Annotated in this window: 10 protein-coding genes; 9 read left to right on the forward strand and 1 reads right to left on the reverse strand. The window is 69.4% G+C overall.

Annotation, left to right across the window (positions count from 1 at the left end; translation table 11 throughout):
• Positions 1-10 precede the first annotated feature (10 nt).
• The 9 genes from C2L58_RS08255 to C2L58_RS08295 all read left to right on the forward strand — a co-directional run bounded on the left by C2L58_RS08255 (position 11) and on the right by C2L58_RS08295 (position 10,504).
• Positions 11-520: a DUF501 domain-containing protein gene (locus tag C2L58_RS08255; protein WP_091318049.1), complete on the forward strand. Its 510-nt coding sequence runs from the start codon at positions 11-13 to the stop codon at positions 518-520.
• 140 nt (positions 521-660) lie between these two features.
• The gene (locus C2L58_RS08260; protein WP_103336928.1) at positions 661-1,836 is read left to right on the forward strand and encodes a lytic transglycosylase domain-containing protein; all 1,176 of its coding nucleotides are present in this window, start codon (positions 661-663) and stop codon (positions 1,834-1,836) included.
• Between the two features lie 27 nt (positions 1,837-1,863).
• Positions 1,864-2,817 carry a Ppx/GppA phosphatase family protein gene (locus C2L58_RS08265; RefSeq protein WP_103336929.1) on the forward strand — a complete coding sequence of 318 codons (954 nt, stop codon included), beginning with the start codon at positions 1,864-1,866 and terminating at the stop codon, positions 2,815-2,817.
• A 284-nt stretch (positions 2,818-3,101) separates the two neighbouring features.
• The gene (locus C2L58_RS08270) at positions 3,102-4,733 is read left to right on the forward strand and encodes a peptide ABC transporter substrate-binding protein (protein WP_233225615.1); all 1,632 of its coding nucleotides are present in this window, start codon (positions 3,102-3,104) and stop codon (positions 4,731-4,733) included.
• Between the two features lie 105 nt (positions 4,734-4,838).
• Positions 4,839-5,768, forward strand: a complete 930-nt coding sequence (locus C2L58_RS08275) for an ABC transporter permease (protein ID WP_103336931.1) — start codon at positions 4,839-4,841, stop codon at positions 5,766-5,768.
• Entirely contained in the window at positions 5,761-6,714 is a 954-nt protein-coding gene (locus tag C2L58_RS08280) for an ABC transporter permease (RefSeq protein WP_103336932.1), read from the forward strand. The genes C2L58_RS08275 and C2L58_RS08280 overlap by 8 nt, the downstream gene beginning before the upstream one ends.
• A gap of 6 nt (positions 6,715-6,720) precedes the next feature.
• On the forward strand, positions 6,721-7,716 hold the full coding sequence (locus C2L58_RS08285; RefSeq protein WP_103336933.1) for an ABC transporter ATP-binding protein: 996 nt from the start codon (positions 6,721-6,723) through the stop codon (positions 7,714-7,716).
• On the forward strand, positions 7,709-8,707 hold the full coding sequence (locus C2L58_RS08290) for an ABC transporter ATP-binding protein (RefSeq protein WP_103336934.1): 999 nt from the start codon (positions 7,709-7,711) through the stop codon (positions 8,705-8,707). The genes C2L58_RS08285 and C2L58_RS08290 overlap by 8 nt, the downstream gene beginning before the upstream one ends.
• 72 nt (positions 8,708-8,779) lie before the next feature.
• Positions 8,780-10,504 carry a S8 family serine peptidase gene (locus C2L58_RS08295; protein WP_103336935.1) on the forward strand — a complete coding sequence of 575 codons (1,725 nt, stop codon included), beginning with the start codon at positions 8,780-8,782 and terminating at the stop codon, positions 10,502-10,504.
• A 131-nt stretch (positions 10,505-10,635) separates the two neighbouring features.
• Here the strand turns inward: C2L58_RS08295 and C2L58_RS08300 are convergent, their stop codons facing one another.
• Complete coding sequence (locus C2L58_RS08300; RefSeq protein ID WP_103336936.1) at positions 10,636-12,129, reverse strand: S10 family peptidase; 1,494 nt, start codon at positions 12,127-12,129, stop codon at positions 10,636-10,638.
• Positions 12,130-12,214: the final 85 nt, after the last annotated feature.

Below are 12,214 nucleotides of genomic sequence, written 5' to 3' on the forward strand. Positions count from 1 at the left end.
CCTTGACCACGTGAACAGCACGCAGCAGCACCGGTTCGAGCCCGTCACCGACGCCGACCGCGAGATCATCGCGGAGCAGCTCGGACGGCCGCCGCGGGCGCTGCGCGCGATCGCCGCGCGGTGCCCGAGCGGGCACCCCTCCGTGGTGCAGACCAGCCCGCGGCTGGAGAACGGGACGCCGTTCCCGACGCTCTACTACCTCACCTGCCCGAAGCTGAACTCGATGATCGGCACCATCGAGGCGTCCGGGATCATGAAGGAGATGACGGAGCGGCTCACCACCGATCCCGAGCTCGCGGCGCAGTACCAGCGCACCCACGAGGGCTACCTCGCCGAGCGGGACGCCATCGAGCCGCTCGGCCACCAGGTCACCGCCGGGGGCATGCCCGGCCGCGTCAAGTGCCTGCACGTGCACGTCGCCCACTCGCTGGCCGTCGGTCCCGGCGTGAATCCGTTCGGTGACGAGACGCTGGCCCTGCTTAAGGCCAACGGGTGGCCCTCGGGTGACTGCGCCGCGTAACACTCGCGCGCTGTGAACAGATAACTGGTCTGGGTGAGCGAAAACCTCGATCGCGACTCTCGATGGGCTGAAACTTCGCCGCACTTGCGGCAGGCTGTGTCCCGAAAGCGGCGATCGAACCGGCCAGGAGGGCTCTGAGCATGCGTGTGCGGCGGCTGCCAGACGCAGCCGGGAGCTACGCGCGAAGATTCGGGATCCGCCACCGCACCGCGTACCCCCTGATCACCGGCATCCTGGCCGTGCTCCCGGCGCTGGTCGCCGGCGGTGGCACCCTCGGCTGGCTCGGCGGCACCGGCGAGCACACCCGCGACGCCGCGCTCGGCCAGGGCTACGACCCCGGGCACGCCGCCCTCCAGCAGATCGCCGTCGACGGCACCCTCCCCGGCGTGCCCACCCCGCTGCCCCTGCCGGCCTACGAGCTCCCGGACGGCCCGCTCGGCATCCCGGCCACCGCGCTCGCCGCGTACAAGAACGCCGCCGACATCCTCGGCCGCGAACAGCCCGCCTGCCACATCGACTGGGCCCTGATCGCCAGCATCGGCCGGATCGAGTCCAACCACGCGCGCGGCGGCTACGTGGACAGTGCCGGGACCACCCGCGAGCCGATCCTCGGCCCGCAGCTCAACGGCCAAGGCGGGTTCGCCGCGATCCCGGACACCGACCAGGGCCTGCTCGACACCGACCCGGTGTGGGACCGGGCGGTCGGCCCGACCCAGTTCATCCCGGGGACGTGGCGGGGCTACGCGTCCGACGGCAACGGCGACGGCAAGTCCGACCCGAACAACCTCTTCGACGCGGCCCTGGCCACCGGCCGCTACCTGTGCTCCGGCGGGTTCGACCTGGCGAACCCGGACCAGCTGCGCGGGGCGATCTACCGGTACAACAACTCCGACACGTACGTGAACACGGTGGTCCTGTGGGCGGACGCCTACCGCAACGGGATCATGCAGGTGCCGGACAGCACGGTGCCGATCGGCGCGCCGAACGCGGCGGCCCTGCCCGCGCCGCCGTCGATCCCGCCTCCACCGGTCCCGGCGACGACGGTTTCCACGCCGCCGCCGACCACGCCGGGCACTTCGACTTCGGAGCCGCCGCCCACGTCGTCGTCCACGTGCGTGCCGCCGACGACGACAACGGGCGTCCCGACGACGATCACGAGCTTCACGACCGTGCCAGCACCGACCGGCACGACCAGCGAGACCACCACCACGTCGACGAAGACCACGCCGCCGGAACCGACGTGCGGGCAGATCGTCACGGAGGTGCCCACGTCGGTCGTCCTGATCACGACCACGCCGCCGACGCCTACGCCCTGACGCATCCGCGCCGGTTAGGGTGATCGCATGCCTCGTGTTGCCGCGATCGACTGTGGGACCAACTCCATCCGCCTGCTCGTCGCCGAGCTGACGCCGCGCCACGACGGCACGGTCGACCTGCGCGACCTGCACCGCGAGATGCGGATCGTCCGGCTCGGCCAGGGCGTCGACGCCACCGGCGAGCTGGCCCCCGAGGCCCTCGAGCGCACCCGGGCCGCGCTCGCCGACTACACGATCGCCGCGCGGCGCAAGGGCGTGGAGAAGGTCCGCATGGTCGCCACGTCCGCGACCCGCGACGCGAAGAACCGCGACGAGTTCTTCCGGATGACCCGCGAAACGCTCGGCACCGAGGCCGAGGTGATCAGCGGCGACGAAGAGGCGCGGCTGTCGTTCACCGGCGCGGTGGGCGAGCAGGACCCGGACGACGGCCCGTTCGTGGTGGTCGACGTCGGCGGCGGCTCGACGGAGCTGGTCCTCGGCACCTGGGACGGCAAGCGGGCCGACGTGCTCGCGGCGAAGTCCGTCGACATCGGCTGCGTCCGCATCACCGAGCGCGCGCTGAAGAGCGACCCGCCGACGGCGAGCGAGATCGCGACCGCCCGTGACCTGGCGGGCAAGGTGCTGACGGACGCGTTCGACGTGGTCGACGTCGCCCGCGCCCGGACGTGGGTGGGCGTGGCGGGCACGGTGACGACGCTGTCGGCCATCGCGCTGGGGCTGCCGGAGTACGACAGCGAGCGGGTGCACCTGTCCACGTTGAGCGCGGCGGACATCGACCGGCTCGCGTCCCGCCTGCTCAGCGAGGACCACGCCACCCGCGCGGCCAACCCGGTGATCCACCCGGGCCGGGTCGACGTGATCGGCGGCGGCGCGGTGGTGGTCCAGACCCTCGCCGAGCAGCTGGCGGCCCGCGGCGGCCCGACGGAGCTGGTCGTCAGCGAGCACGACATCCTCGACGGCATCGCCCTCTCCCTCGTCTGACCGGCCCACCGGGACACCGCGCCCGGCCCACCGCCCTCGCTCGCCTGACCGACCGTTCGGCCGCCCGAAAGGGCTTGTGCCACAACGGGACCGAGGGTGAGCGCGCGATGACCTGCTGTCCGCGTTGAACCGTCCGGAGTATCCGGATTCCTACGTTGGTTGTACTCCAACCAGGTGGTCCTGACGACCGTCACACATTTGCAACACCGCACTCCTGTGATCGGCTTCACCGCCCCCGATAGCGTGCGTCTCACCTTTCGGACACACCGGAAATGGAGGGGAACATGCGTCGTTCGCGCAGGCTCTGGGGACCCACGGTGGTGATGACCTCGCTGGCGCTCGCGCTGGCCGCGTGCGGCGGCGGCGGGTCGGGCAGCAACTCCGCGGGCGCCGGCGAGACGAACCCGGACGGCACGGTGAGCGTGTACGGCACCGAGCCGCAGAACGCGCTGGTCCCGACCAACATCAACGACCTGGGCGGCACCAAGGCGATCCAGGTCATGTTCGCCACCCTGGTCGGGTTCAAGGGTGCGGACGCCAAGCCGTTCAACCTGATGGCGGACTCGATCACGACGACCGATTCCAAGGTCTACGACATCAAGATCAAGCAGGGCTGGAAGTTCCACGACGGCACCGAGGTGAAGGCGCACAACTTCATCGACGCCTGGAACTACGGCGCCTACGGGCCGAACGGCCAGCTCAACACCGACTTCTTCTCGAACATCCAGGGGTACAAGGACGTCCACCCCGAGGACGAGAACGCCAAGCCGGCCACGGACAAGATGTCCGGCCTGGTCGCCAAGGGCGACTACGAGTTCCAGGTGACGCTGGACGCGCCGTTCTCCGTGTTCGACATCAAGGTCGGCTACCAGGCGTTCGCGCCCCTGCCCGACGCGTTCTTCAAGGACCCCAAGGGCTTCGAGCAGCACCCGATCGGCAACGGCCCGATGAAGTTCGTCTCGCGGACGCCGAACCAGGACATCAAGCTCACCCGCAACGACGACTACAAGGGTGACGACAAGGTCCACTTCAAGGACCTCGACATCAAGATCTACGCCAGCCAGGAGACCGCCTACCAGGACCTGCTGAGCGGCCGGCTCGACTTCATGGAGGCGCTGCCGCCGTCGGCGGTCGCGGGCGGCAAGTACAAGAACGACCTCGGCGACCGGCTGGTCACCGGCCACCTGCTCGGGATCAGCACCATCGCCGTGCCCTACTACGTGCCCGGCTACAACAACCTCGAGCTGCGCAAGGCCATCTCGATGGCGATCGACCGCACGCAGATCACCAAGACCGTCATGAACGACACCTACGTGCCCGCGGACGGCTACATCTCGCAGGGCATCCCGGGTGCGCGTCCGGGTGTCTGCGAGTTCTGCAAGTTCGACCCGGCGGCGGCCAAGGCGGCGTTCCAGAAGTCCGGCTTCCAGGGCAAGCTGACCATCGCGTCCAACGCGGACGGTGGCCGCAAGGAACCGCTGGTCGCGGCCTGCAACAGCATCAAGAACACCCTGGGCGTCGAGTGCGACTTCGTGCCCGCGACCGACTTCGGCCAGTGGCGCAGCATCGTCACCAAGAAGAAGCTGACCGGCATGGGCCGCTCGGACTGGTCCGCGGACTACCCGTCCATCGAGGACTTCCTCAACCCGATCTACAAGACCGGCGGGTCCTCGAACGACTCCAGCTACTCGAACCCGCAGGTGGACGCGCTCCTCGCGCGGGCGGACGCCACCGCCGACAAGGACGCGGCGGTCAAGCTGTACCAGCAGGCCGAGGACCTGATCGCCAAGGACCTCCCGTCGATCCCGGTGTGGGACGAGAAGGGCGTCGCGGCGAAGTCGAAGAACCTCAAGTCCGCGGCCCTGGACTTCCGGCGCATGCCGGACTACCCGTCCATCGAGGTCCTCAAGAAGTAGTGGCGCGCTGACCTGCCGCAACCACCACCACGCCGTCGTGAGTGGTAATGAGGGTTCTAACCCTCATTACCACTCACGACGGCCGGCGCGCACTAGGAACTCGTCATGATCCGCTATGTCCTGCGACGGCTGCTCCAGCTGGTCCCGGTGTTCTTCGGCACCACGTTCCTGATCTACGTCCTGGTCTGGGCGCTGCCCGGCGACCCGTTCTCGGGCAAGTGCGGCCAGGCCGCCTGCCCGGCGGCCTACATCGCCCAGATGACCGAGAAGTACCACCTGAACGACAACATCTTCGTCCAGTACTTCAAGTACCTCGGGAGCCTCTTCACCGGGGACTGGGGCGAAACCTTCAACGGCACTTCCGTCGGCGAGCTGATCGCGACGTCGTACCCGATCACGCTGCGGCTGGCCGTGATCGCCGTCGCCATCGAAGCCGTCATCGGCCTCACCGCCGGCGTGCTGACCGGCCTGCGCGGCAAGGGTTTCCTCGACAACCTGGTGCTGGTGTCCACGACGTTCCTGATCTCGCTGCCGGTGTTCGTCACGGCGATCGTGCTGCAGCTCGCGCTGGGCGGCAACGGCCTCGGCTGGATCGAGGCGAGCGTGTCGGAGGACCCGAGCGTCGGCGAGCTGATCGTGCCCGGCATCGCGCTCGGCAGCTTGTCGATGGCTTACGTCGCCCGGCTGTCGAGGAGCAGCATCGCCGAAAACCGCCGCGCCGACTACGTGCGGACGGCGATCGCGAAGGGGCTGCCGCAGAGCCGGGTCGTCGGCGTCCACCTGCTCCGCAACTCGGTGATCCCGGTGCTCACGTTCCTCGGCACCGACCTCGGCGCCCTGATGGGCGGCGCGATCGTCACCGAAGGCGTGTTCAACATCAACGGGCTGGGCAGGCTGATCTTCCGCGGCATCCAGGACCGGGAGAGCGCGACCGTCGTCGGCGTCGTCGTCCTGCTGGTGCTGGTGTACCTGCTGATGAGCCTGATCGTCGACCTGCTCTACGCCGTTCTCGACCCGAGGATCCGCTATGACTGACCCGAACCTGGTGGGTGGTGGCGGTGCCGACGCGGCCGAGCTGTCCCGCGTCGACGACTCCGCCACCGGCCCGCAGAAAGCCCGCAGCCTGTGGAGCGACGCCTGGCAGCAGCTGCGGCGCAAGCCCGCGGTCATCGCCTCGGCGGTGATCATCCTGTTCATCGTGCTGCTCGCGATCGCCCCCGGCCTGTTCAGCTCGCGGGACGCGGGTTTCAGCGATCTGGCCCACGCCAACGAAGGGCCGTCCGCGGACGCCTGGTTCGGCTACGACAACCAGGGCGCCGACGTCTACGCCCGGACGATCTACGGCACCCGCGCCTCGGTGCTGGTCGGCGTGTTCTCCACGCTGCTGACCGTGCTCTTCGGCTCGCTCGTCGGCATCCTCGCCGGCTACTACGGAAGGTTCGTCGACAGCCTGCTCTCCCGCTTCGGCGACATCTTCGCGGGCCTGCCGTTCATCCTCGGCGCGATCGTCATCCTGACGACGTTCAACGCACCCGGCTCGAACCCCGGCGGCGTCACGATCATCGTCCAGGTGGTGTGCTCGATCGCCGCGCTGAGCTGGCCGGTGGCCATGCGGATCATGCGCTCGGCGACGCTGGTGGCCAAGCAGCTCGACTACGTCAAGGCCGCGCGCGGCCTCGGCGCGAGCACCCCGCGGATCATCTTCCGGCACCTGCTGCCGAACACGATCGCGCCGGTGCTGGTGTACGCCACCATCGCGCTCGGCGCGTTCATCGGTGCCGAAGCGACGCTCGCCTTCCTCGGCATCGGCGTGCGCGCGCCGGTGGTTTCGTGGGGCGTGCTGATCTCCGACTCGAAGGACTACTTCCAGAACGACCCGCACATGCTGCTGTTCCCCGGCGCCTTCGTCACCCTGACCGTGCTGGCCTTCGTGATGCTCGGTGACGGCATCCGCGACGCGCTCGATCCGAAGTCGAGGTAGATCCCCTTGTCCGACAACGAACTCCTGCTCGAAGTAGAGGATCTGCGCGTCGAGTTCCGGACGTCCGACGGCGTGGCGAACGTGCTCAACGGCGTCAGCTACTCCGTGCACGCCGGGGAAACCCTGGCCGTGCTCGGCGAGTCCGGTTCCGGGAAGAGCGTCACCGCCCAGACGGTGATGGGCATCCTCGACATGCCGCCGGGCGTGATCACCGGCGGTGCCGTGCGCTGGCGCGGCGAGGACCTGCTGACCGCGCCCGAAGAACGCCGCCGCGAAGTCCGCGGCAGCGAGATCGCGATGATCTTCCAGGACGCGCTGTCCGCGCTGAACCCGGTGTTCACCGTGGGCTTCCAGATCGAGGAACAGCTGCGCGTCCGGCTCGGCATGTCCAAAAAGGACGCGCGGAAGCGGGCGATCGAGCTGCTCGACACCGTCCGCATCCCGGCCGCGGACCGGCGGATCAAGGACTACCCGCACCAGTTCTCCGGCGGCATGCGCCAGCGCGCGATGATCGCGATGTCGCTCGCGCTCGATCCCGACCTGCTCATCGCCGACGAGCCGACCACCGCCCTCGACGTCACCGTCCAGGCCCAGATCATGGACCTGCTGGGCGAGATCCAGGCCGAACGCAAGATGGGGCTGGTGCTCATCACCCACGACCTGGGCGTGGTCGCCGAGGTCGCCGACCGGATCGCGGTGATGTACGCGGGCCGGATCGTCGAGCAGGCCGAGGCCGGCGAGCTGTTCCGCGCGCCGGGCCACCCGTACACCGCGGCGTTGATGGATTCCCTGCCCCGGCTCGACCTCAAAGGACAGACGCTGGAGACCATCAAGGGCCTGCCGCCCAGCCTCCTGGACATCCCGCCCGGCTGCCCGTTCCACCCGCGCTGCAAGCGGGCGGAGGCGCGCTGCTCCTCGGAGGTCCCGCCCCAGCACGCCCTCGGCTTCGGCCGCACGAGCGCGTGTCACTTCGCCGAAGAGGTGGTGAGCTCCCGTGCCTGACCCCATCCTTTCGGTCACCGACCTCAAAAAACATTTCCCGGTCCGCGTCGGTGTCCTGTTCAAGCGCACGATCGGCCAGGTCAAGGCGGTCGACGGCGTCTCGTTCGACCTGATGCCGGGCGAGACGCTCGGCGTCGTCGGCGAGTCCGGCTGCGGGAAGTCGACGCTGGCCCAGGTCCTGATGCGGCTCGAAGAGCCGACGAGCGGGACGGCGACGTTCGAGGGCCGCGACATCTTCGCGATGCGCGGCGCCGAGCTGCGGAAGCTGCGGCGCGAGATCCAGATCGTGCTGCAGGACCCGTACACCTCGCTCAACCCGCGCATGACGGTCGGCGACATCGTCGGCGAGCCGTTCGAGATCCACTCCGAGGTCGCGCCGAAGGGCTCGCGGGCGGGGAAGGTGCGGGAACTGCTGGAGGTGGTCGGGCTCAACCCCGAGCACCTCAACCGCTACCCGCACCAGTTCTCCGGCGGGCAGCGCCAGCGCATCGGCATCGCGCGGGCGCTCGCGCTGCGGCCGAAGGTGATCATCTGCGACGAGCCGGTGTCCGCTTTGGACGTCTCGATCCAGGCGCAGGTGATGAACCTGCTCGGTGACCTGCAGGGCGAGTTCGGCCTGTCGTACGTCTTCATCGCGCACGACCTTTCGGTGGTGCGGCACCTGTCGAACCGGGTCGCGGTGATGTACCTCGGCAAGATCGTCGAGCTCGGCACCGAAGAGGAGATCTACGAACGGCCGTCCCACCCGTACACCCAGGCGCTGCTGTCCGCGGTGCCGGTGGCGGACCCGGCCGTGCGCGGGCACCGCCAGGTGATCCGGCTGACCGGCGACGTGCCGAGTCCCCTGGATCCCCCGTCCGGGTGCCGGTTCCGCACGCGGTGCTGGAAGGCCGAGGACCGGTGCGCGACGGAGGTGCCGGAGCTGGTGCCCAGGACGGACGGCCACTTGTCAGCTTGTCACTTCGCCGAGCAGAAGTCGGTTGTTCCATAACGTACTTTTTGCCGTTGTACGCGCTATGTCCGGTCTATACGGTGCAGGAACCGCTTTCGGAGGAGGAGAAACGTGAAGAGACCCAGGCTTTTGGCCGCGGTGCTGGCCGTGCCGCTGTTCGGCGCGGTTTCCGCGGTCGCGGTCCCGGTCGCGTCGGCGCAGCCCGCGCTGTCCGGCCCGGCGACCGAATTCACCGTGCTCGCCAAGGACGTCCAGAGCATCGGCGGCGCCCAGCAGGCGATCAAGGCCGCGGGCGGCACGGTCCTGGAGACCAACACCGCGGTCGGCCTGATCAGGGCCAGCGCGCCGGCCACCGGCTTCACCGAGCGCGTGGCCACGAACCGCGCGGTGTTCGGCGCGGCCAAGGCCCAGTCCATCGGCTCGGTGCCGAAGACGGGCAAGAAGGCCAAGGGTGACGCCGGCGTCGAGAAGGAAGGCCGCGGCACCGCTTCTTCGAAGAAGGCCGCGGCCGCGCCGGCGGGCCTGGACCCGCTGGACGACCAGCTCTGGGGCCTCAAGTCCGTCCGCTCGGACCTCTCGCGCACCAAGCAGCCGGGCAGCAAGCAGGTGAAGGTCGGCGTCATCGACACCGGCATCGACGGCACGCACCCGGACATCGCGCCGAACTTCGACGAGGCCGACTCGCGCAACTTCACCCGCGACATCCCGACCGACGTCAACGGCGCCGAAGTCGACGGGCCGTGCGAGTTCCGCGGCTGCGTCGACCCGGCCAACCACGACGACGGCGGCCACGGCACGCACGTCGCCGGCACCATCGCCGCCGCGGCCAACGGCTTCGGCGTCTCCGGTGTCGCGCCGAACGTGACGCTGGTGAACATCCGCGCCGGCCAGGACTCGGGCTTCTTCTTCCTGCAGCCGACGGTCGACGCGCTGACCTACGCCGGCGACGCCGGCATCGACGTGGTCAACATGTCGTTCTACACCGACCCGTGGCTGTACAACTGCACGGCGAACCCGGCGGATTCGCCCGCCGAGCAGGCCGAGCAGCGCACGATCATCGAGGCGACCCAGCGCGCGCTGAACTACGCGCACCGCAAGGGCGTCACGATGGTGGTCGCGCTGGGCAACCAGCACACCGACCTGGGCGCACCGCAGCCGGACACCACGAGCCCCGACTACCCGGCGAACGGCACGCACCCGCGCACGGTGGACAACAGCTCCTGCCTGAGCCTGCCGGTCGAGGGCAACCACACGATCGGCGTGAGCTCGTTCGGGCCGTCCCAGAAGAAGGCGGACTACTCGAACTACGGCCTCGAGCAGATCTCGGTGTCGGCCCCGGGCGGCTTCTTCCGCGACGGCTTCGGCACGCCGTGGTACCGCACGGTGGAGAACGAAATCCTCTCGACGTACCCGAAGAACGTGGGGGTCGCCGACGGCAACATCGACGCGGACGGCAACATCACCGAAGCCGGCCTGGCCGCGGGCGTCAAGAAGGCCACGGCCCCGGACGGCCGCGTGGGCTACTACCAGTGGCTGCAGGGAACGTCGATGGCCACCCCGCACGCCACCGGCGTCGCGGCGCTGATCATTTCCCAGTACGGCAAGAAGTCGCACGGCGAGTTCGGGCTCGACCCGGACAAGGTCCAGCGCGTCCTCGAGGGCACGGCGGCCAAGATCGCCTGCCCGGTGCCCCGCACGGTGGACTACCTGAAGGAAGGCCGCGACGCGACGTTCACGGCCACCTGCGAGGGTGACCCGTCGTTCAACGGCTTCTACGGCCACGGCGCGGTCGACGCCTACGCGGCGGTGACGCGCGGTTCGCAGTACCTGAAGTAGGTTTTTCGCCCGGAAACGGCCCATCTCCCCCGGGAGGTGGGCCGTTTCCGGGTGCGGCTGCGCTGTGGGCGGCGGCCTCCTTGACGGAACCGTGGTTCACCTGGAAGCGCTGGTACCTGCCGCCGGCCGGCTCAGCGGTTCGACGCCTTCTTGACGAACTTCGCCAGGTCCTTCGACTGCTGCACCCGGGTCGGCTCGTGGATGTACATCATGTGGCCCGCCGGGTAGTACGCCGAGTCGATGTTCTCGCGCAGTTCCTCCGGGATCTGCAGGTGGGCCAGCACGTGCTCGGCCGCGTAGTACGCCGTCGCGCCGTCGTAGTGACCGAAGGCCACGTGCACCTTCAGGTGCGGGTTCGCGCGCATCGCCGCGCTCAGCGAGTCCACCACCGACACCGAACGGCCCTCGAAGTCCGAGTACGACCACGCCTTGAACGTGTCCTCGCTGATGAGCTCGTAGGGCAGGTCGTTGGCGTACCCGAGCTCGGCCCGCACGTAGTGGTTGAACGCCGCCGCGTACGCGCCGACCACGCGGGAGATCGACGGGTCGTCGCTCATGTGCTCGCGGCCGCCGTCCGGCTCCCAGGTCGTGAACCGGCCGTCCATCCGGCCGACCGTCAGGCCGCGGTCGCGCAGCAGCTCGGTGAAGAACCGGACGTGCTCGATCCGCAGGTTCACCCGGTCCACATAGGACTCGGCCAGACCGGTGAGCGACGCCAGCGTGGCCACCGCGTCCGTCCGGTCCTGAGTGGACAGCCGGGCGCCGCGGGACAGCGCCCACGGCAGGTCCTTCGCCGCGAAGTCCTCGGCGTCGGCGAGGACGTCGTCGAGCGGGCGCTCGCCGTGCAGGCCGTGGTAGTGCGCGATCGCCGCGTACGTCGGCACGTACAGCGAGTACGGGAGGTCGTTGCCCTCGGTGAACCGCAGCGTGCCCAGGTCGAGCACCGACGAGATGAGCAGCAGGCCGTTCAGGTACAGGCCGTGCCGGTCCTGCAGGTGCGCGGCCAGCCCGGCGGCGCGCAGCGTGCCGTACGACTCGCCGGCCAGGAACTTCGGCGACAGCCAGCGCTGGTGGCGCGACACCCACAGCCGGATGATCTCGCCGACCGACTCGATGTCGCCCTTGAAACCGTGGAAGTCCTTCGTCTCGCCGCCTTCGGACGCGCGCGAGTAGCCGGTCGACACGGGGTCGATGAACACCAGATCGCTGTGCACCAGCAGCGTCTCGGGGTTGTCGGCCAGCCCGTACGGCGGCGGCACCAGGTCGTCGACGTCGCCCGAGAGCACCCGGCGCGGCCCCAGCAGGCCCATGTGCAGCCAGATGCTCGACGAGCCGGGGCCGCCGTTGAAGGCGAACGTCACCGGCCGCGACCCCGGATCGGCGTCGTCGAGGGTGTAGGAGGTGATGAACACCTCCGCCTTCGCCTTGACGCCCTCGGACTTGCCGTCCTTGACGATCTCCTTGCGGAGGACGATCCGCCCCGCCTTCGCCGTGTATGCGAGCTTCTTCCGCTTCACGGTCAAGGTGTGCTGGGTCGTGACGATGTCGTCGGTCGGCTCGGCCGGGATCTCGGTCGTCTCCGCGGCCTTCGGCTCGGAGGCCTCTTCGGGGGTGCTGTCCGCCATGGACCCAACTTAGTCGGCGGGACCGGGCGGCTGTGGCAGGGTGACCTGGTGCACACCGAGGACTGGCCGGCGACGATCGAGGAGG

This window comes from Amycolatopsis sp. CA-126428, from assembly GCF_002904335.1.
GTDB lineage: Bacteria > Actinomycetota > Actinomycetes > Mycobacteriales > Pseudonocardiaceae > Amycolatopsis.

Coding starts and splice junctions, on each gene's coding strand:
- C2L58_RS08260 (WP_103336928.1), top strand. CDS start 661: ATGCGTGTGCGGCGGCTGCCAGACGCAGCCGGGAGCTACGCGCGAAGA.
- C2L58_RS08265 (WP_103336929.1), top strand. CDS start 1,864: ATGCCTCGTGTTGCCGCGATCGACTGTGGGACCAACTCCATCCGCCTG.
- C2L58_RS08270 (WP_233225615.1), top strand. CDS start 3,102: ATGCGTCGTTCGCGCAGGCTCTGGGGACCCACGGTGGTGATGACCTCG.
- C2L58_RS08275 (WP_103336931.1), top strand. CDS start 4,839: ATGATCCGCTATGTCCTGCGACGGCTGCTCCAGCTGGTCCCGGTGTTC.
- C2L58_RS08280 (WP_103336932.1), top strand. CDS start 5,761: ATGACTGACCCGAACCTGGTGGGTGGTGGCGGTGCCGACGCGGCCGAG.
- C2L58_RS08300 (WP_103336936.1), bottom strand. CDS start 12,129: ATGGCGGACAGCACCCCCGAAGAGGCCTCCGAGCCGAAGGCCGCGGAG.